20 protein-coding genes are annotated in these 20,182 nt (G+C 65.0%); 7 read left to right on the top strand and 13 right to left on the bottom strand.

Going from position 1 to position 20,182, the window contains the following annotated elements; translation table 11 throughout:
• Positions 1-10 precede the first annotated feature (10 nt).
• The 10 genes from oiaK to M3I56_RS13115 all read right to left on the bottom strand — a co-directional run bounded on the left by oiaK (position 11) and on the right by M3I56_RS13115 (position 12,407).
• The gene (oiaK, locus tag M3I56_RS13160) at positions 11-1,390 is read right to left on the bottom strand and encodes a 3-oxo-isoapionate kinase OiaK (RefSeq protein ID WP_254354304.1); all 1,380 of its coding nucleotides are present in this window, start codon (positions 1,388-1,390) and stop codon (positions 11-13) included.
• A gap of 8 nt (positions 1,391-1,398) precedes the next feature.
• On the bottom strand, positions 1,399-2,643 hold the full coding sequence (locus M3I56_RS13155) for a ribulose-bisphosphate carboxylase large subunit family protein (RefSeq protein WP_254354303.1): 1,245 nt from the start codon (positions 2,641-2,643) through the stop codon (positions 1,399-1,401).
• Between the two features lie 20 nt (positions 2,644-2,663).
• The gene (locus M3I56_RS13150; RefSeq protein WP_254354302.1) at positions 2,664-3,494 is read right to left on the bottom strand and encodes a phosphogluconate dehydrogenase C-terminal domain-containing protein; all 831 of its coding nucleotides are present in this window, start codon (positions 3,492-3,494) and stop codon (positions 2,664-2,666) included.
• A gap of 38 nt (positions 3,495-3,532) precedes the next feature.
• Positions 3,533-4,888, bottom strand: coding sequence for an MFS transporter (locus tag M3I56_RS13145; protein ID WP_254354301.1), 1,356 nt, complete (start codon positions 4,886-4,888; stop codon positions 3,533-3,535).
• 140 nt (positions 4,889-5,028) lie between these two features.
• Complete coding sequence (locus M3I56_RS13140) at positions 5,029-6,990, bottom strand: hypothetical protein (protein ID WP_254354300.1); 1,962 nt, start codon at positions 6,988-6,990, stop codon at positions 5,029-5,031.
• A complete protein-coding gene (locus M3I56_RS13135; protein ID WP_254354299.1) occupies positions 6,987-8,033 on the bottom strand; it encodes a Gfo/Idh/MocA family protein in 1,047 nt (348 codons plus the stop codon). The genes M3I56_RS13140 and M3I56_RS13135 overlap by 4 nt, the downstream gene beginning before the upstream one ends.
• A 3-nt stretch (positions 8,034-8,036) precedes the next feature.
• On the bottom strand, positions 8,037-9,104 hold the full coding sequence (locus M3I56_RS13130) for an ABC transporter permease (RefSeq protein WP_254354298.1): 1,068 nt from the start codon (positions 9,102-9,104) through the stop codon (positions 8,037-8,039).
• Between the two features lie 63 nt (positions 9,105-9,167).
• Entirely contained in the window at positions 9,168-10,730 is a 1,563-nt protein-coding gene (locus M3I56_RS13125; protein WP_254354297.1) for a sugar ABC transporter ATP-binding protein, read from the bottom strand.
• A complete protein-coding gene (locus M3I56_RS13120) occupies positions 10,727-11,386 on the bottom strand; it encodes a DUF2291 family protein (protein WP_028205435.1) in 660 nt (219 codons plus the stop codon). The genes M3I56_RS13125 and M3I56_RS13120 overlap by 4 nt, the downstream gene beginning before the upstream one ends.
• Positions 11,387-11,468: 82 nt before the next feature.
• Positions 11,469-12,407, bottom strand: coding sequence for a D-ribose ABC transporter substrate-binding protein (locus tag M3I56_RS13115; protein WP_254354296.1), 939 nt, complete (start codon positions 12,405-12,407; stop codon positions 11,469-11,471).
• Between the two features lie 348 nt (positions 12,408-12,755).
• Here M3I56_RS13115 and M3I56_RS13110 point away from each other — a divergent pair, with 348 nt between their 5' ends.
• The 3 genes from M3I56_RS13110 to M3I56_RS13100 all read left to right on the top strand — a co-directional run bounded on the left by M3I56_RS13110 (position 12,756) and on the right by M3I56_RS13100 (position 15,076).
• Positions 12,756-13,841, top strand: a complete 1,086-nt coding sequence (locus tag M3I56_RS13110) for a DMT family transporter (protein ID WP_254354295.1) — start codon at positions 12,756-12,758, stop codon at positions 13,839-13,841.
• 113 nt (positions 13,842-13,954) lie between these two features.
• Positions 13,955-14,356, top strand: a complete 402-nt coding sequence (locus tag M3I56_RS13105; protein ID WP_254354294.1) for an SRPBCC family protein — start codon at positions 13,955-13,957, stop codon at positions 14,354-14,356.
• Between the two features lie 300 nt (positions 14,357-14,656).
• On the top strand, positions 14,657-15,076 hold the full coding sequence (locus M3I56_RS13100) for a hypothetical protein (RefSeq protein WP_254354293.1): 420 nt from the start codon (positions 14,657-14,659) through the stop codon (positions 15,074-15,076).
• A 175-nt stretch (positions 15,077-15,251) separates the two neighbouring features.
• On the opposite strand, the gene M3I56_RS41615 is transcribed toward M3I56_RS13100, so the two are convergent.
• Positions 15,252-15,749 (bottom strand): hypothetical protein, encoded by a 498-nt coding sequence (locus tag M3I56_RS41615; RefSeq protein ID WP_375541720.1) that lies wholly within the window; start codon positions 15,747-15,749, stop codon positions 15,252-15,254.
• A 63-nt stretch (positions 15,750-15,812) separates the two neighbouring features.
• On the opposite strand from M3I56_RS41615, the gene M3I56_RS13090 reads away from it, so the two are divergent.
• From M3I56_RS13090 to M3I56_RS13075, 4 genes are read left to right on the top strand one after another with little or no spacing between them, the layout of a single operon-like run.
• Positions 15,813-16,445 (top strand): TetR/AcrR family transcriptional regulator, encoded by a 633-nt coding sequence (locus M3I56_RS13090; protein ID WP_254354292.1) that lies wholly within the window; start codon positions 15,813-15,815, stop codon positions 16,443-16,445.
• Between the two features lie 60 nt (positions 16,446-16,505).
• Positions 16,506-17,249: a Pr6Pr family membrane protein gene (locus tag M3I56_RS13085; RefSeq protein WP_254354291.1), complete on the top strand. Its 744-nt coding sequence runs from the start codon at positions 16,506-16,508 to the stop codon at positions 17,247-17,249.
• A 23-nt stretch (positions 17,250-17,272) separates the two neighbouring features.
• Complete coding sequence (locus M3I56_RS13080; protein WP_254354290.1) at positions 17,273-17,782, top strand: DUF1697 domain-containing protein; 510 nt, start codon at positions 17,273-17,275, stop codon at positions 17,780-17,782.
• Between the two features lie 55 nt (positions 17,783-17,837).
• Positions 17,838-18,143 (top strand): NIPSNAP family protein, encoded by a 306-nt coding sequence (locus M3I56_RS13075; protein WP_254354289.1) that lies wholly within the window; start codon positions 17,838-17,840, stop codon positions 18,141-18,143.
• Positions 18,144-18,288: 145 nt separating this feature from the next.
• Here the strand turns inward: M3I56_RS13075 and M3I56_RS13070 are convergent, their stop codons facing one another.
• Both M3I56_RS13070 and M3I56_RS13065 read right to left on the bottom strand, forming a co-directional pair.
• Positions 18,289-19,581: an MFS transporter gene (locus M3I56_RS13070; RefSeq protein WP_254354288.1), complete on the bottom strand. Its 1,293-nt coding sequence runs from the start codon at positions 19,579-19,581 to the stop codon at positions 18,289-18,291.
• 17 nt (positions 19,582-19,598) lie between these two features.
• Positions 19,599-20,150 carry a GAF domain-containing protein gene (locus M3I56_RS13065; RefSeq protein WP_254354287.1) on the bottom strand — a complete coding sequence of 184 codons (552 nt, stop codon included), beginning with the start codon at positions 20,148-20,150 and terminating at the stop codon, positions 19,599-19,601.
• Positions 20,151-20,182: the final 32 nt, after the last annotated feature.

The raw sequence follows: 20,182 nt of genomic DNA, 5'->3' as shown, positions 1-20,182 counted from the left end.
CACCGCCGGATCACTTCGCTTGCCCTTCGCGCACGGCGCCAAGGAAGTCGGCCTGGCCGATCTGTCCGCCCTTGAGCACGATTTCGAGACCATCGCGCCCGGCAGCGCTCGACCACGCCCGGCACAGCGGCGCACCGGGCGCCACGCCCGCCGCCACACTCAGCGCGTCGATGCCGAGCGCGCTCGCGACCTCGCCCGAACTGTCACCGCCCGCAACGACCACACGCGAGACGCCGGTGCGATCGAGCATGCGCCGCATCACCTCAGCGAGCGCACGGCCCACCTCGCGCGCGGCGTCCTGGCGCGTGCGTCCGCAGCGCCGTGCAATCTCGTCGAAGCCGCGCACGACCGGGTCGTCCGGGCCTTCCGCGCTGTGGACCAAGGCGCTGCTTCCGCTGACGATGGCTTGCGTAGCCGCACCAGCCGCCCGTTCGATTTCAGCGGGTCCGGCCTGCGAATCGAGGGCACGCGCGAGGTCGAGCCGATCCACGTGAAAACCGTGCTGGCGTGCCCAGCCAATCTGTGCCGCGGTGACAGGCGAACAACTGCCGCTCACCACGCCAATCGCCTCGACCGGGCTCGCCGCGGGCAACGACGGCGCAGCAGGCAGCCAGCCTCGCGAGCGCCAGTACGCGGCAAGCGCGTACTGGAGGCCCGATGACGAGGCCGTGAACACCCCTTCTCCACGCGCTTCCCAAACGAGGCGGCCCGCTTCTGCCAACGTTTCGTCGTCGAGCACATCGATCAGCACGACGGGGGTATCGTCCGCGGAAAGCATGCCGACGCGTGCAGCGCCCTCCCCGGCGCGCAACTGAAGCATGTCGACGAGTTCGACGCGGCGCGCCGTCTGCCGCGCGAGATGGCTGCGCAGATCGGCTTCGTCCATCGGCGTCACGGGGTGGCGCGCCATCGTCGGATGACGGTCGAGGCGATAGCCGACGCCGTCGACGGCTGCGAAGAGATTGCCGAACACCTGGTAGCGTTTCAGGCGCGGTGCGCCGATCACCATGGGCGACCAGCGCCCCGGCATGTGCTGCGCGCCAATGTCGATCGCGGCGCCAATCGAACCGACCTCAGGCGACGAATCGAACGTGGAGCACACCTTGTACTGCAGCACCGGTGCGCCGAGCGCGGCGAGGCTCGAAAACGCATGTGGCAGCGTCTCGCGCATCCACGCCGTGCTGCGCCCGCGCGACGATCCCGCAATGCCCACACAACGCGCCTCGGGAAAACGCGCGAGCGCCTCGGGTGTGGGCGTATCGAGAAAAAGGATGGTGGGGATGCCCGCGGCCGTCATGGCCTCCATCGCATCGGTCGATCCCGTGAAGTCGTCGCCGTAATACGCGAGCAGCAGGCCCTCGGGTAGGGACGCGTTGTTTGCTTCGGCCATCCCGCTGCTCACTTCCAGAAGCCGAGCGCCGCGCGCAAGGACGGATGCCTTTGCGCGTGCTGCTCCAGCGGTACGCCTTCGATGGCGGCGCACCAGGCTTCGCGCAATGCATCGACGCCCGCGGCCACGCCCTGCGGGTGTCCGAAGATGCCGCCGCCCGCCGTGTGGATGAGATCCGCGCAGCCGAGTGCGGCGTAGGTATCGGCGGCCTGCAGGCCGGTCTGCCCCGAGCTGAAAACAGGCATGGCCGGCATTGGGGCGCTTGCCATCACGGGCGCGAGCACGGCGCGCGCAGCGGCGATCACGCTTTCGTCGGGCTCGCTGAACTTGTTGCGCAGGCCATTCACGTGCATGTGGTCCGCTCCCGCGAGACGCCAGATCATCTGCCACGGCGCGTAGTCCCAACCGAGCGCCGGACTGCGCGAGAGGTAGCCCCACCCCGCCCGATGCGCGTGGATGGGCAACTGCGAATGCCGCCGCAACTCATGCAGGCCCACGATACCCACCGAATTGAGCACGGCCATTACGCACGTTCCGCCATGCGCGAGCACGAGATCGTGGCGGCGGCGCATCTGGTCGAGATCGCCCGTGAGATTAAACGCCACCATCGCCTTCTTGCCGGTGCGCTCGGCGTGCTCGTTGACCACGCGCATCACCGCCTTCACACGTTCGTCGAAGGGGCAATGTGAGCCATCGGCCTGTAGTTCGTCATCCTTGATAAAGTCGATGCCGCCCTGCACGAGCTCGCGCACCTGCTGCGCGGTTTGCTCGGGCGAGAGCCCCACGCTCGGCTTGATGATCGTGCCGATCAGCGGACCGTGCGCCACGCCCGTGAGGCGACGCGTGCCTTCGATGCCGAACGCCGGCCCCGGATAGGCCGCCGCGAACGACTGTGGCAGTCGCAGCCCGGTGAGCCTCAAGCCCGACACCTGACGCAGCTCGAACAGGTTGCCCGCAACGGTCGACATCAGATTCGGCAGCGACGCGCCGAAATTCCCGATCGGCCACGAGAGTTCGAGCGTACAGCGCGTGTAGGTGTCTGAGCGCATGCCGCCGGGCAGGCTCGGCGCATCCGCGGTTTCGAGCACGTCGAGGCGCTCGACCCGCGCGCCGGAGCGCGCCTTCAGCTCGGGGGTTTCGTTTGGCAGTGCGACGAAAGTGCCGCTCGATTGCTCTCCGGCGATGACGTCGGCGGCACGCCGCGGATCATCGCCGGTTTCCAGCCAGTAAGTCGCGTGAATACGTTCGGTCACGGTGCGCTTCCTGTTTCGGGTCAGGTGATACGGCGAATGCTCTCGGCGATCTCGGCGCGGTCGAACACGCCCTTCCAGTCGTCGCGCATGAGGCGCGGTTTGCCGAATTCGATCGCCTTGTTGCAGGCGTCGGAGAACGCGCCGGGTATCTCGTTGAAGATCACCGCGCTCAGGATGTTCATGTGGCCGAGCAGGAAGTCGCGCGCGGCTTCCTTGGGCACACCGCGCTGGATGGTCTCGTCCATCGCTTCGCGCATCACGTACAGGAGCGTCGCGCAGACTGTTTCGGAGAGGCCCGGCTCGAGCATGGCCATCTGCTCCACGCTCAGGCGGTACGAGCGCAGGATCGGCGCGTAGATGGTTTTCGCCACGTCTTCGCCGAGATCGAACGCCTCATCCGGGCCCTGCATCAGCGCGCTCGTGATCGACTGCTTTGCGTATGCGCCACCGAAATGATCGTGAAGTGACTTTTCATCGACATCGTAGTTAAAGATGATCGGATGGCATGGATGCGCAACGAAGTACGTGAGATCGGGCCGCTCCGGCAGATGGCCCGCGAACGGCGCGGCGGCGTCGAGCGTCATCACCATCGTGCCGGCCTTCAGCATGGGCGAGATCTCATGGCTCAGCTTGCCGATCAGCGTATCGGGCACGGCGAGGATGACGACGTGGGCGCCGTCGAGCGCCGCTTCGACCGACACGCAGTTGATGTTCAGCTCGTCCTTGAGGCGCTTGCGGCCCGCCTCACCGACTTCGACGTGTGCCACGCGGTAGTCCGACTTCTGCAGGTTGCCCGAGAGGCGAAAGCCCATCTTTCCGCCTGCGCCAAAGAGCGCAATTTTCTCTTTCATGCTCATCCTCCTTGCTAGGTCCGTGAGTCCAGGTTCAATCAGTTCGCGGCGAGCGCACGCTCGCGCTCACGCGATGCGCGCGGTTCGCGGGCAAAGGCCAGCGCGAGCACGGCGCTCAGCAGCATCAGTGCGCCGACGACGAACATCGGCGCGTGGTAAGAGCCGGTTGCATCGTGCATGGCGCCCGTCACGTAAGGCGCGACGAAGCCCGCCACGTTGCCGACCGTGTTGATGAGCGCGATGCCAGCGGCGGCGCCCGCGCCCGAGAGCGAGCGGGCCGGCAGCGTCCAGAAGCACGGCAGCGCGGCGAACACGGCGCAGGCCGTCACCGTGATGACGGCAATGCTGGCGGCCGGCGACTTCATGTAGAGCGCGAGCGGAATGCTCAACGCGCCGAGCAACGCGGGAATCCCGACGTGCCAGCCGCGCACGCCGCGGCGCGTGGCGTCGCGGCTCCAGACGAAGAGTGCGATGGCGGCCGGCAGATACGGAATGGCCGTAATGAGCCCCTTCTGGAACACGTTGAAGTGCGTGCCGAACTGCCCTTCGAATCCGCCGATGATGGTCGGCAGGAAAAACGCGAGCGCATAGAGGCCGTAGACGAGCCCGAAATAGATCAGCGAGAACATCCACACCCGCGGGCTCAGCAGGGCCGCGCCCGCATGCGCGCCGTGGCTCGCGGCGCCCTGCTCTTTTGCACGCGCCTCGGCTTCGATTTCCGCGGTGAGCCATGCCTGTTCGTCGCGTGTGAGCCAGCGCGCCTGCGAGGGACGGTCGCTCAGATAGAACCACGCGATCACGCCCACCACGATGGCCGGCAAGGCCACACCGATGAACATCACGCGCCACCCCGCGAGCCCGAACCACCCACGCGCCCCGATGAGCAGCGCGGCGAACGGCGCACCGATCACGATGGTGAGCGGCTGCGCGAGATAAAACAGCGCGAGGATATGGCTGCGATGGCGCTGCGGCACCCAGTTGCTGAGGAACAGGATCGCGCCGGGGAAAAAGCCCGCCTCCGCCACGCCCAGCAGGAAACGCAGCACATAGAGCGAAGTCGCGCTGTCGACCCACGCAAGCAGGAGCGCGACCACGCCCCACGTCACCATGATGCGCGCGAGCCAGCGGCGCGCGCCGTAGCGATGCAGCGCCAGGTTGCTCGGCACTTCGAGAAAGATGTAGCCGATGAAGAACACGCCCGCCGCAAAGCCGAACTGCGCCGCGTCGAGACCGAGGTCGTGCGCCATGCCGTTCGGGCCGGCAAACGAGATCGCGGTGCGGTCGAGGAAGTTGATGAAGAACATCAAGGCGACGAACGGCACGAGGCGCAGCGAGACCTTGCGGATCGTCGGACGTTCGAAAGCGGATTCGGCTTTTCCTGAAACGGCTTGCATGCATTTGCTCCCGCGAGATGATCTGCAACAGATCATATGTGCTGGTATGATGAGTAGACCACTATGACGGAACGACAACACCTGGTATTTCCACCGACATGCCCGCACGCCCCAGCGCTTATGAGCTGCGAACGCTACGCCTACACCACGCGCGAAGACGCGAACACACAGGCGAACGGACGCAGCGTTACCGGAACACCGGGCGACAGCGTCCACGGCGTGGGCGCGTCGGGTCGTCCGCTCAACGTGCATTCGTCGAGGCGCGTCGCTTGCAGTGACGTGTGTATTGCCTCGTCGAGTTCGATCTGAACCTCGCGTGGCTCGCTCGTCAGATTGGCCAGCACGATTTCGATCGCACCGTCGGCATGGCGCGCTGTGAGGCACGCGATACCGGCGGCAGCGCCGCTTCCCGTGACGCGCAGGCGCGCCGCTCCCGCCATGCGAGCCAATGCCTTCGCGATATCGAGAACCGGATAGCGTGCGGGCGTGTCGCCTTCCACATCGGCAAGCCCGCGCGGCCCCGTCAAGGCACCGAGCGTGAGCGTTTCGATTCCCGCGCCTTCGAGCGCAGCCGCGTATCCGGCGAGCCAGGCCGCGCCGAACAGGGCGCGCTGGCGCGGATCGTTGGCGGCCATGGCGACGCGTTCGCCTGCGGGATTCGGCATCACGCGCGAACCGTACGGGTTCTGCCGCATGCCGATCGAGACCGGCCCGATCGCGTAGGGCTGGCCGCCGATCAGCGCGCGGCACGAGCGCGTGATGTGGGGAATGGCTTCGAGCGTTTGCATCACACTGCGGTCGTCGGCAGCGTGCACGATGGGGCACGTCGCGTGGGTGACCCAGTCGACCATGTCGAGCGGCGGCCGCTTGCGGTTCAACTCCGTGAAGTAGCTCAGCATGCCGCCGCCAAGGCGTAGTTTGGGGAACGCACGGCGCGCCGCGCGATAGACCTCGTCGAGCGCGGGGCACGGCGGGCTCACGCTGCCCGGCGGGTTCGACTGCCGATGCACGGCCGGGCTCACGACGATGCCCGTCAAGGCGAGGCCCGCCTGGTCGATTTGTGCGGCGAGACGCGAGAGTTCCACAGGCGGCGCCTCGACGCCGGGCAATGCAAACTCCAGCACGGCGGGCACGCCGCTTTCGCGCTGCAACTGCGCAAAGCGCTCAAGCTCGGCCACGCCATCGCCCGCAAGCGGGTCGAAGCCCAGCGTCAATTGCTGCGGCCCGAGTTCGGCAAGCAACGCGAGATTCGCGAGCGCCGCCGCGGCATCGTGTGCGGCGATCGCTACGCCGATCGCCGGCATGGCTTCGGGCAGCGCGGAGTCAGCGCCCCCGATTTCGATCGTGAGTGCGCCAGGCTCGCGCGTCTTTTGCGCCGCCTTCGCCACATCGACCGCCGCGCTCACGCTCAGCGTCACCGTCTGCGCGAACGTCGCGCCCTTTTCCAGCGTATAGGGCCAGGGTAGTTCAAGCGGTCGTGAGTAGGTCTTGAACGACGCATCGGACCAGTTGCGCTGGTCTTCCATTTCGAACACATCGCCCGTGAAGGCGCAACGCACCGTCAATCCGTTCGGCAGATCGTGTTCGATTGCCGCGATGTCCTTGAAGGGCTGCCACGGATCGATCAACGCCGGGAAAGCCGCGCTTTCACGACTGCCATCGCCGTGCTCCACACGCGTAGGTGCGCCTGCTACGCCGTCGATGGGATGCAGCACGCAAAACCCGCAACGCGCCGCGAGAAAGTCAGAATATACGGTGACGTCGCTGCGAAACGAGAGCGCGCCATGGTCAGAGCCATCGATGGCAAGTGCAAAGCTGAGCGCATCTCCGTTCGGATTCGCGCAGCGCGCGTCATACGCGACGTGAAAGCCGCCCGCCGTCTCTTCGAAGTCGATGCGTTCGATCGCGGGGCGGCAGGTGCCCCAGTCCTTGTCCCGCACGAGAAACGACACGGCGCGTATGACTTCGGTGCCTTGATAGCGGATGTCGTGCAATGCGCCGTCGATCAGCCACGCCGACCACGGTCCCGCTTCGAGGCGGCGCGCCGGTGTCACCGGCTGCTCCGTGCCGTAGTAGACCGCGTTGTTGATACCCGCGCTCATGACGCCGCCTCTCCCGGCACGACGCTGCGCCCCTCGCGCGCCGAAAGATACGTGGCCTCCACAAGTTCCAGCGTACGCAGATTGTCGCGACCGCTCGTGGCAGGCTCGACGCCGCGCCGCAGGCAATCCACCCAGTGCGACTGTATGCTGGACACGCTGCCCTGGATCGCCACCCAGGGCTCGCTCGTCCATGAGAGCGCACACGGTGCGACGTTGCGCAGCTCCGTACCTGTACGCGTATGGATCTGCAACTGGTAGTCGGCGAAGAGCCGCAGCGAACCCTCGGCGCCGTCGACTTCGATGAGCGTCTGCGGAAAGAGCTCGCGCGGCAACTGCGTCGCGTAGCTGCAATCCACCACGCTGCTCACGCCGCTTTCATGCGCGAGCAGGATCGTCGCGACGTCCTCGCCGCGAATCGAAGGGTTCACGCGCGCGGTCGTGGCGCTCACACGCGCCACGTCGCCGAACAGGAAGCGCGCGATATCGAGAACATGTATGCCGAGATCTTCGACGATAAAGCGCTCGCCCTGCGCCAGATAGGGTTGGCCGCTAAACACATCATAGGCAGAACGAAACGACACGCGGCCCCAGAACGGCTGCCCGATCGCTCCCTCGCGCAGCGCCCTTCCGACGGCCTGGATCGCGCTCTGCCAACGAAAGTTTTCGTGAACCATCAGCGGCACGCCGGCCTCGTGGCACGCTTGAACCATCGCGCGCGCATCGGTGAGCGTGGAGGCGAACGGCTTCTGGCAGATCGTGGCCACGCCGGCCGCCGCCGCAAGCTCCACGAGCGCTCGGTGACTCGGCACGGTGGTCGCGATATCGACGAAGTCGAGCCGCTCTTCGCGCAGCATCGTCGCCGCGTCCGTATAGCGCCGCTCGATCCGAAAGCGCTCGCCGACCTCGTCGAGACGCGCGCGGTTGGCGTCGCACAGCGCGACGATCCGTGCGCCGTCGATGTCCTGCCACGCGTGCAGATGATTGAGCGAGAAGAATCCGCAGCCGATCAACGCGCCCTTCAATTGCTCCGGTGTTGCGCTCATCGGTCACGCCCCCGTTGCGGCCTGTTTTTGCAGCGCAAAGCGTTGCTGCGCGCGCCGCTGGATCTGGTCCACGACCACCGCCGCCACGATGACGACGCCCTTGATCACCGTTTGCCAGAAGGAGCTCACGCCCATCATCACGAGGCCATCCGAAAGCATGCCGATCACGAACGCACCAACGATGGTGCCGCCGATCTTGCCGCGTCCGCCCGACATCGACGTGCCGCCCAGCACGGCCGCCGCGATCGCGTTGAGTTCGAATGTCTCGCCGCTCATGGGGTGCGAAGCGACCAGTTCGGACGCAATGATCAACCCGACGATCGCCGCGCAGAAGCCGGAAAACATATAGACGAACATCTTCACGCGGTTCACGCGTACACCCGAGAGCTGGGCGGCGCGCTCGTTGGCGCCGACCGCGTAGATCTGCCGGCCGAGCGGCGTGCGCGCGGCGATGTACGCGGCAATCACGCCCACCACGACCAGCAGCCATACCGTGAGCGGGATGCCGAGTATCGTCGCGCTGCCGAGAACGGGAAAGCCACCCGTGCCGTAGGCGGGATTGCCCGTGAGGTTCGGGAAGGTCTCGCCGCCCGAGGACAGCAACGCGGCGCCGCGCGCGATATAGAGCGTGCCGAGCGTCGCGATGAAGGGCGCCACGTTCAGCCGCGTGATGAGCAGGCCGTTGATCGCGCCCACGAGTATTCCCGTGATGAGCGCCACAGCGATCACGGCGGGCACGCTCAGAAACAATGTGTACTCGCTGCCGATCGGAATGCCCTTGAGGATGAGCCCGCCTGCCACCATGCCCGTCAGGCCCACGACCGAGCCCACCGAAAGGTCGATGCCGCCCGCGACGATCACGAAGGTCATGCCGATCGCGAGGAAGGCATTGAGCGCGACGTGCCGCGACATGATGAGCAGGTTCTCGATGCTGAGAAAGTTGTGGGCAGCGAACGAAAAGAAGACCACGACCGCGAACAATGCGATGAACGTGCGCAGCTTCAGCAGCAGGAGCAGCGGCGCCTCGCCGAAGCTCGCTCCGGGTGCCGTGCTCTTGATGGCCAGCGACATGAATGCTCTCCAGATGAATGCAGGCTAAATGTTGGAACCGTGACAACCGTTGAACGCGCTTGCTCAGGCCGCCTGTTCGTGCGCCGCATGGGCGGCATGCGCCGTCCTGTGCCCGACTGCGGAGCCGGCGACGAGCGCGTCCTGCGTCGCGTCGGCGGCATCGAATTCAGCGGTGACACGGCCGTTCGACATCACGAGAATGCGGTCGGACAAGGCCATCACCTCTTCCAGATCGGACGTCACGAACAGCACGCCCAGTCCCCGGCCGGCCAGGTCGCGCATGACCTTGAAAATGTCCGCCTTCGCGCCCACGTCGATGCCGCGGCTGGGCTCGTCCATCAGCAGGACCTTTGGCGTGGTCATCAGCGCACGGGCGATCACGACTTTCTGCTGGTTGCCGCCGGAGAGCGAGCTGACCGGCAGCCGCCAGTCGGCGACCTTGATCGCGAGGTCGCGAATGTAGTCGAGCACCGAGCGCTGCTCGCGCCGCGGATCGATGTGAAAACCTCGCGCATGGGCCGCGAGACTCGAGAGCGTCATGTTCTCGCCAATCGACATGATGGGCAGCAGCGCGTCGGCCTTGCGGTCCTCGGGAATGAGCGCGAGCCCCTGCGCGACGCGCCCCGCGATCGGCTTGCCGTCGAGCGGCTTGCCGTTCAGCACTACGCTGCCGGTTGCGTGAGGATGCACGCCCAGAATGCATTCGAACAGCTCGGAACGCCCCGCCCCCATCAGCCCGTAGATGCCGACGATCTCGCCCGCGTGCAGCGACAGCGAGACGTGATCCACGAGCAGGCCACTGCCTTTGCGCGGCAGCGTGACGTCCCGCAGCGTCAACACCTCGGTGCCGCGCGTGTGGCCGACGGGGCGCGAAAAGTCCTTCGTTTCGCGGCCCACCATTTGCCGCACGATCCACGGCACGTCGATCTGCGCCATCGGTTGATGGCCCGTGATGAGGCCGTCGCGCAGCACCGTGATGTAGTCGCCGATCCTGACCAGTTCTTCGAGCCGGTGCGAGATGTAGACGATCGACACGCCCTGCGCCTTCAGCTCCGCAATCACGCGAAACAGCACGGCCACTTCCGCCGCGCTGAGCGCCGAGGTGGGTTCGTCGAGGATCAGCACGCGCGCGTCGTGGGCGAGTGCCTTCGCGATCTCCACGAGCTGCTGCTGCCCGATGCGCAGATCCTCGACCAGCGTGTCAGGGCTGAGGTCGAGTTCGAGCCGCGCGAGCAACTCGCGCACTTTCTCGCGCTGCGCGGCGGCGTCGATATCGATGCCGACGCGCGTGATTTCGTGCGCGATGAAGATGTTCTCGGCGATCGTGAGGTTCGGAAAGAGGTTGAGTTCCTGAAACACGATGCCGATGCCGTGGCGCAGTGCCTCCGCACTGCTGCCCGGTGCGACAGGCTTGCCGTCCAGAACGAGATTCCCGCTGGTCGGCTGCTCCGCGCCCGCGATGATTTTCATGAGCGTGGATTTTCCCGCGCCGTTCTCGCCCACAAGGACATTGACTGCGCCACGCCGCACCGAGAAGTTCACGCCCTTGAGTGCAACCGTGCCGGGATAGACCTTGGTGACGTCCTCGACCTGGAGGATCACGTCCGCATTGCAGGCATCGGTCATGACTTGCCCCCGACCGTGACCGCGAGCGGCACGATCTCCGGCTGGTCGCTCGACGAGTCGTACGAGAACGACCCCGTTACGGTAATCGGCTTGCCTTTCAGATCGTTGCGCGGCAGCGGCTTCATGACGTGATTCGCCGCGTACGCATTGAGCGCCGTGCCAAACTGCGCGTACTCGATCTGGTTGCGGAAATTGCTGAACGAAATGAAATCGAGCGAATCGCGCAGCGTGGTGCCGAGCACCGTCGGGCCGATGTCGACGATCACGCTCGCCTGCCCGCTGCCGTCAACGTCGACGCCCACGGTGCCCTGGCTCGACTGCGTGTCCACGTCCACGATGGTGCCGTGCAGCGTGGTCGGAAAATTCCACGGCGCGCCATCGTCCTTGCCGCGGTAGCCGTACTTGTGGCCGGCGGCGTCGGGGTCCGCCTTGATCGCGTCGCGCAGCGTGCGATAGTCCACCGCGCGCTTCTCGATGTCGGGCACGATCTTCGTACTCCACATCGACGCCACCATGGCGTTCGGGTCGTAGCCCGCCGACGCATAGTTATCGTGCGATCCACCCGAGCCCTGCAGGTCGCTGTTTTTCACGAGCTTGCAGCCGTGCAGCGCGCCGCTCGCCACAACGGCAATGACCGCGTACCGAAGCACTCCCATGCATAACCCCATCTGGTTACGGATGTCGTTGCGGAGCGCGCCGCGCTCCGCTCGTACGATGCTTGTGCTACCGATGCGCGCCTTAACGCAACGCGAACATGTCGAGCTTGCTGGCGTTCGTCTTCGTGATGAGCGAGCAGTTGATGAGCTGCTTTTCGGGCTTGCCCGTCGCGCCGGTCTTCAGATACTTGTCGGCCTGATCGACGGCGTCCGTGGCCGCCTCTGCCGCGGGCTGCAGCACCGTCGCGCGGATGTCGCCGCGCTTGATCGCGTCGCGCACGTCGTTACTGCCGTCAAAGCCCACGACGATGATGTCGTTGCGCTTGGCAGCCTTCAGCGCGGCTGACGCGCCCATGGCCATGGTGTCGTTGCCGGCTATCACGCCCTTGATGTCGGGGTGGCTCTGCAGGATCGATTCCATCACCGTATAGGCTTCAGTCTGACTCCAGTTCGCCGACTGGCGCTCGACCATCTTCATGTTCGAAAACTGGTCGATCACATCGTGATAGCCCTTCGAGCGGATGCCCGCGTTGATATCCGCCTCGCGGCCGACGAGTTCCACGTAGTTGCCTTTCTCGCCCATCGCCTTGACGAAGGCGCGCGCACCGAGCTGCGCACCCTGGTAGTTGTTCGAAACGATTTGCGAAATGGCGATACCGGTCGCGTTGATTTCCCGGTCGATCAGAAACGCGGGAATTTTCGCGTCCTTGGCCTTCTGGACTGCGGCGATGGACGCCTCCGAACCGGCGTTGTCGAGAATGATCGCCTTCGCCCCGCGGGCGATGGCGGTGTCGATGAGCTGCGATTGCTTGTTGGCGTCGTCGTCGTGCACCAGCACGATGGTGTCGTAGCCAAGCGCCCTGGCGCGCGCGTTCGCCGTGTCGGCTTCCGCCTTGAAGAAGGGATTGTCGTGAGAGGGAGTGATGATGGCGATGAGACTGGTCGCTTGCGCGGCCCCCGCCGTGCCGAGAACCGCAAATGACATCAACGTCGACGCAAGCCAACGCCTGGGTGCCTTCATGATGCTGTCTCCTGTCTGGTTAAACGCCTTTGTCTGACTACAACCAGCTGACGGTCTCGACTGCTTTGCAATACTCATCACTTATGCCGTCATGAGGTCATCATACCAGTAGGCGCGCGTTCCGCTATGTTTTTAGATCCAGGGTTTTCTCTCATCCGGAGAGATAGGGACGGGGCACAGCCAGCGCGCTTCACCCGGTGCGCGAGAAGACTTAGAATCTGGCCGAATCTGCCCCCCTGCCCAAGTTAAAGATTTATAGTTCCCAGACCAAACCGGCGCGCAGCCCGCTCGCGCGCCCATCGTGCTTCTGCTCCGCTTTTTTGGTCCTCTTTCCGCTTCCAGCCTGCTATGAAGTCCCATCGGCATACCATCTTCACGGCGCTGCTTGCGGCCGCGCTGTTCGGCATCACCACACCGCTCGCCAAGGCGCTGCTCGGCAGCGTCTCGCCGTTCATGCTCGCGGGGCTCTTCTATCTCGGCAGCGGTTCGGGGCTCGCGGTCGTGCTGCTGTTGCGCCGCCTCCCGGCGCGCCGCGACTCGGCCGCCGCGCGTGAGCCCACGCACGACCCGCTGCGCATGGCCGAATTGCCGTGGCTTGCCGGTGCGATCGCTGCGGGCGGCGTGGCGGCGCCCGCCCTGCTCATGCTCGGCCTGAACACTACGCCCGCCGCCACGAGCGCGCTGCTGCTGAACCTCGAAGGCGTGCTGACGGCGCTCATCGCATGGGTCTGCTTTCGGGAAAACTTCGATGCGCAGATCGCGCTAGGCATGCTGGCGATCGTGGCGGGCGGCGTGCTGCTCTCGTGGCCCGGCGCGCATGCCGGCGCCGTGTCCGGCATCGCGCCCGGCGCGCTGCTCGTCGCGCTCGCGTGCCTGTGCTGGGCCATCGACAACAACCTCACGCGCAAGGTCTCGACCAATGACGCGATGGTCGTGGCGTGCACCAAGGGCCTCGTGGCCGGGCCGGTGAATATCGGCATTGCGCTCGCGGCAGGCGCGCACTGGCCTGCGTGGCCGGCGGTCGGCGGCGCCATGGCCGTGGGCTTCGCGGGCTATGGCGTGAGCCTCGTGCTCTTCGTCGTCTCGCTGCGCCATCTCGGCACGGCGCGCACCGGCGCCTACTTCTCCGTGGCGCCGCTGTTCGGCGTGGCGCTTTCACTGCTGCTGTGGCCGGAGCGCCCGGCGCTCGCTTTCTGGCTCGCGCTCGCATTGATGGCGTTTGGCGTGTGGCTGCACGTGCGCGAACGTCACGACCACACGCACACGCACGAGCCGCTCGAGCACACCCATGCGCACCGGCACGACGAACACCACCAGCACGAGCACGATTTCGCGTGGGACGGCTCTGAGCCGCACGCGCATGCGCACCGTCACGCGCCGATCACGCATAGCCACGCGCACTACCCCGACGTGCACCATCGGCACGCGCATTGAGGCGGCACGAGTCGCAGCCGCTGCCGTCGCAAACGACGTCAAGATTTCCCAGGACCGCCGCGCGTTGCGCGCCCACGATGCACTCGTCACACAAAACGAAGGAGACAAGTGCGATGGCTACCGTCTACCGGGACATCCCCGTTGAAGCATCGGCGCAAGACGTCTGGGCCGCGCTGCGCGACCCCGCCAAGGTCGACCGTGTATTCGCCGGCGTGCTGACCGACGCGCGCATGGAAAACGACGTGCGATGCGTAACGTTCGCCGACGGCACCGTGATCGAGGAACGCGTGATCGGCGTCGACGACGTCCACATGCGCCTCGCCTACACCGTGTGCGGCGGACGCTTCGAGCATCATCACGCGACGCTTCAGGTGATGCCGGATTCACCCGATTCGCCCCAACGTTGCCGCGTGGTCTGGATCAGCGACTTCAAGCCCGATGAGCGGATCCAGATGGTCGAGCCGCTCACGGATGCGGGCTGCGCAGCGCTCAAGCGCAATCTCGCGCGGCGATAAGGGTGGCCGCGGGGCAGTAGTCGCCGGAAAACCCGGCGCGTGCGCTCGGCCATCTGCGCCGCACGCCCTGGAGACCGATGTTATTCACGTCGATGGCTGGACTCCTTTGCGGTCGCGCTGGCCAAATTCGACTGCCGTGGCCGGGCTTGACAGTTAGTTGCACAATCATGTCGCAGCCAGGCTGACAAAAGGCACAAACCTGGCGCCGCGCTGCCGCGAAACGCACTGTGCGACTGCGCCCATACCGGCACGCCAATTGCGGCCACAATAGTGTCAGATGACTCGACACCGGGAGCCGCAATGCGGGTAGGTAAATTAACGTTGGCCGTGCACTGCATCGCTGTCTGCGCGACCCTTGCTGGAACACCCGCGGCGCACGCCGCCGGCACCTTCGATGGCGACTGGAACGTGACGCTCACGTGCTCCAAGGGCGCCGGCGACACACCGGGCTACCGGTATCAATTCCCCGCCGAAATCCAGCAAAACGTCCTGCACGGAGAACACGGCGAACGCGACGCCAGTGGCTGGCTCACGCTGGACGGCAAGCTCGAACCCGACGGGTCTGCCACGCTCGTCGCCCACGGTCTGACTGCCACATCGCCCCACGCCGACAATCGAGCGCCCTATTCGTATGAAGTCAGCGCGCAGTTCGACGCGACTTCAGGCAGCGGCTCGCGCACGACCACACGCAAATGCGACTTTGTGTTCGTAAAGGAATGACTGGCGAGGATGGCTGGCGGCCTGAGCAATCCGGCGCCAGAAAAGAAAAAGCCCGCTGAGAGAGCGGGCTGAATCCATATCAGGAGGAGACATGGAGGAGACGGGTTAAGTATAGGGTTTTCCCTTAAGCTGTGCAACTGTTTTTTTCACGATCTTGCCGCGGCCTGCTTCGACCTCAATCGGCGCGCTTCTCCCGCTGAACCGCGCCGAAATGGAACGCAAGAAAAAGCCCCATGAGGAGCCCACCCGCCAGCAGCGCCAGGACGTCCTCGCGCGTTGCAGGCTGCTGGAGATGTCCAGTGCCCAGCGCGATTGCGATCGCGATATTCACGAAGCCCCAAACCACGTTCACGATGGGCGACGAGTCGCCCCGCCCTCGCGGACGGGCGAAGGGCGTAGGAAAAGGCAGCCCCTGCAGACCGGAAACCAGATGCGGGATCGCGTTGCAAAAGAACGCGCCAGCGAAAAAGAGCCACACGTACGGCATGTCGTAACCTCGAACGTTCAAACGGGAAAGGTAAACGTGATGGCGCCAGCGGCGGCGATCGCCGCGCCGAAATGTGAGGATAACCTCGCAAATCATGGTAGAGAGTATCCTCGCATAAGTCAATTCATCGGCAAGCAGCCGGCGCGCATCCGCTTGTACTCGTGCGTTCTTGCGCCTCGCCGTCAAAAGCGTCCCGCATGCTAATATGCGAGGAATTCATCTCATATCCTCGCATTTTAAGATATCGCCATGACGTCCACCACGCCTGCTGCGGAAACCGCGCGCCCTACCGAGCCCAAACGCGAAAGGGGCCGCCAGCGCGTTGCCGCGATCATGGACGCCGCCGTCGCCGTGTTCACGGAGAAGGGTTACGACGCCGCCACCATGACCGAAATTGCGGCGCGCTCATCGACGGCAATCGGCTCGCTGTACCGCTTCTTTCCGACCAAGGAGGCGCTGGCCGAAGCGCTGTTGCTGCGTTACGCCCAGCAGGCAAAGAACGGACTCGCCGAGCTGGAGCAACAGGTTCCGGAGATGACACTCGAGGCCGTTGCCGACGCGCTCGTCGATTTCGTGCTGCTGTTGCAATCGCAGCGCAGCTTTGCCGTTGCACTCGTCGACGCCCGCAGCGGCAGCGACGACCACCGCAAGCACTTTCGCGAAGCGATGCGCGGCGGCGTTGCCGACATCCTGATCCGCGCGATCGCGCATCTCAGGCCGGCCAGGGCAAATGTCATGGCGATCGTGCTGATTCACATGCTCAAGGGCGTCGCCAGCATCGCCAACGAAGAGCCATCGGCGCGCGCCGTGCTGATGGCGGAACTGCGCGATCTCGTGCGCCTGTATCTCGTTTCGGCTGCGGAACGCGCCGACGGCAAATAGCCTGGCGCCGGGAAAAAGCCGCTTCGGACGCGCATGATCTTTGTGCGCTACCATCGCTGCATGTCCGAACAACCGCTATCCGCACACGCGGCTGCCGCGCCGCCTACTGCCGCGGCGCAGCCGCCGAGTCCCTACGCCACCGCGTTGGCGGGTGTCATCGCGCTGCTCGCGTGGGGAGCGCTCGCCGCGCAAACCGACATGACGATCGAGCGCATGGTGCTGCGCGGCTTCGACACGTTCGAGGCCATCGGCAGGCTGTCGGCCTACCTGACCAATCTCACGGTGCTGCTCGTCGCGCTCACCTTCACCTGCATCGCGCTGCGCGTGCGCACGTGGCCGGCACCCCTGCTCCGCGCTCCGGGCGCTGTGAGCGCAGTCACGGTGTATATCGTGTTCGTTGGCATTGCTTACAATCTGCTGCTGCGGCATCTCTGGACGCCGCACGGTTATCGCGCGCTGCTCAACGAGAGCCTGCATAGCCTGATCCCGCTGCTATGCGCGGCGTATTGGCTGCTGTTCGTGCCGCGCTTCAGCCTTACTGCTCGCGACCGCTTCGCCTGGCTACTCTACCCGCTTGGCTACCTTGCCATCACCTTCTGGCGCGGCAGCGAGACGGACTTCTACCCCTATCCGTTCATCGACGTCGCTCAACTCGGCTATGCACACGTGCTCGTCAACAGCGCCTTGCTGCTCGCCGCCTTCATGGTGCTGATGGCGGTCTTCGTGACGATCAACGCGCGCAGGCGCCCTGCCATCGTGGCAAACGAAGGCCTCGCCGCAACCGACTTGCGGCGCCCTGACTAACTCCTGGCTTCCCGATCGATCCCATGCCCGTCTATATCGCCCTGCTACGCGCCGTGAATGTCGGCGGAACCGGCAAGCTCCCCATGCCCGAACTTCGCGGCATGTGCGAAGCGCTCGGGTTCACGCAAGTGCGCACCTATATCGCGAGTGGCAACGTGGTGTTCGAGAGCCGGCTGGCCGAAGCATCGGTGAAAAAGAAGCTCGAGCAGAGCCTGGAGGCTTATGCGGGCAAACCCGTTGGCGTGGTGGTACGTACGGCCGCCGAATTGGGCGCGGTGCTGCAGGGCAACCCGTTTCCCGCTGCCGCACCGGATCGCACTGTCGCGATCTTTCTCGACTCGCCGCCGCCCGCGGACGCGTTCGACAACGTGAGCGGCCAGCAGGCGGAAGAATTCCGCCTGGGCGAGCGCGAGATCTTTGTGTTTTACAAGGACGGTATCGGGCGCTCGAAGCTCAAGATCGCTGCGGCGAAGGCTGGAACCGCGCGCAACATGAATACCGTGGCGAAGCTTCTGGAGATGGCGCAAGCGTGAGCTGCCCTTGAAGGGCGGCCCGAGCCCTTACTTCAACAACCAAAAGAAAGACCCCATGATTACCTGCTATCTGCGTTACGTCATCGATCCATACCAGCTCGTAGAATTCGAAACGTACGCCAAAATGTGGATTCCGCTCGTGGAAAAGTTTGGCGGCAAGCATCACGGCTACTTCCTGCCTTCCGAGGGCGCCAACAATATCGCGCTCGCGCTCTTTTCGTTTCCGAGCCTCGCGGCCTATGAAACTTATCGCGCCGATTCGATGAAAGACGCCGAATGCCAGGCCGCATTCCGCTATGCCGCCGATACGCGTTGTATCGTGAGTTACGAGCGGAGTTTTTTCAGGCCGGTGCTGGAATAGGGCAAATCAACCGCATGGCCCGCAGAGACGATTCGGCTAGCCGAAAACGCCGGCCTCGTTTTCAGGCGCGTCGCAAAGCAGCTTACGAAATCGTTCCACAGTGAGTGCGGCGAGGGCTGTTCAGGGGGCGTCGCCCCGCTACGCGTCACCCCCTGCCAGTCGCCGCCGCCAAAGCCCCCTGCCGCGCCTCCCCGCTCACCTGCGCCGGATCGACTTCGCTCGTATCGTGCAGGCGGTCCGGAATGAACAGCGCCATCACGCCGCTCAGGAAAAACACCGCGCCGACCAAAAGAAAGCCCATGCCGATCGAAAACTGCGTAGCGATATAGCCGATCACGACAGGCGCCGCGCCCGAACAAAAGCGTCCTACGTTATACGAACCGCCCACAGCCGTGCCGCGAACGCGCGTTTCGAAGCTCTCCGACATGAACGTGCCGATCGTGCCCAGCGGCACGCCATAGAGAAAGCCGAACACGAGCATCAGCCACGCAATATTCTCGCGGGTGTGGAACAGCACGATCACGGGAAGAAAGACGGCCGCGCCGATACAGCCCAGCACATACACGCCACGCCGGCTCCAGCGGTCGCCTAGCCAGCCCGCCACGATCTTGCCGATGAACGCCACGACCCACGTTGCGGTCATGTATCCCGTCATCGCACTGAATTTGATGTGCAGTTCGCTTTCCAGATACGTGGGCAACCAGTTATTCAAGCCATAGAATCCCGAAAGCGCAAACACGGAAGCGAGCGACCAGAAGATGAACATCCTGCGCGCCTCGCGGTCCGCGAAAATCAATGCGTAGCGGTTGTCGTGCCAGCGGCGGCCGCTCGGGCGAGCCGCAGCCTCGCTCATGCGCCAGCTCGGTGGCTCGGGCACGAAGAAGTGAATCGCGACCGCAAGCAACACGGGCGCTGCCGCCACATAAAACAGCATACGCCAGCCGTAGTGCGGCAGGATCCAGGTGCTGAGCGCGATCACCGTGATATAGCCTGCGGAAATCGCCGTTTGCAGCATGCCGAGTATCAGCGAGCGCCGCGCCATGGGCACGTATTCGGCCACGAGCGTGCTCACCAGCACCATGCAGCCGATGCCCATCGAGCTGACGAAGCGCACGACCGCGAATTCGACGAAGCTGTGCGTGAGACCGAGCAGCCCCGCGCCCACCGAGAACAGCATCATCGCCCAGACCACCACGCGCACGCGCCCGAACGAGTCGCTCGCCCAGCCGCCAACAATACCGCCAATCGCCATGCCGAGCAGCGTCAGGCTGCCGAGCGCGCCCGCCTCGACATTGGTCAAGCCGAATTCGCTCTTGATGCGCGTGAGTGTGAGGCCGTACATCATGACGTCCGCACCGTCGACCAGCAGCGCGAGATAGCCGAGCGCGAAGACGAGCAGCCAGCGATTGGCGTTTCCTGCGGATATCGTTGTCTTCATCAACAAGGGTCCTGCGATCAGGGGCTTGAATGGGCTGCGCAAGACATGCCGTGCGCGACGAGCGCAGGCGCGAGAAACGCGCCGAGCAGCAGGCCCGTTTCCTCGTGTTGCGCGGTGTACCAGCCCTCCACGTGCGTAAGGTTCATCGTCCCGACACAACGGCCGTTGTAGGCAACCGGTATGTTCAGAATCGAGCCGAGCCCCATCGCCGTCATTACCGCGTGATCGTCGAAGGCTTCGCGCAGGCCGTCTGGCGTCGTGGCGCGAAACGGTTCGAGATCCGAAAGAATGCGCTGCGCCCAGGGCGTGCCGCTTTTTCGCTTGCGCCCGCCCGGCGGGTAGACGTCAGGCATGTTCGTGAACATGCGCTCCACCTCCTGGTTCCCGGCGTCATAGGCCATGATCGTGAAGAGGCGAAAGCCGATGGCTTCGGCGGCGACGGCACACACTTCGCGGAAAATCGCGTCCGGTTGCCCGGGCTGGCGAATGACGCGCGCAAGACGCGCGAGCGTGGCAAGTTCGCGTTGCAGCGCGTAGGGTTCGTTCGCGAGGGAAAGGGGCGTTTGCATGGGACGTACACGAGAGTGAGAATGGCGCGTGC

This window comes from Paraburkholderia sp. CNPSo 3281 (assembly GCF_024206515.1).
GTDB classification, from domain to species: Bacteria; Pseudomonadota; Gammaproteobacteria; order Burkholderiales; family Burkholderiaceae; genus Paraburkholderia; species Paraburkholderia nodosa.
Note: the sequence above shows the minus strand (reverse complement) of the source record. Positions and strands in the feature narration are given on the sequence as shown.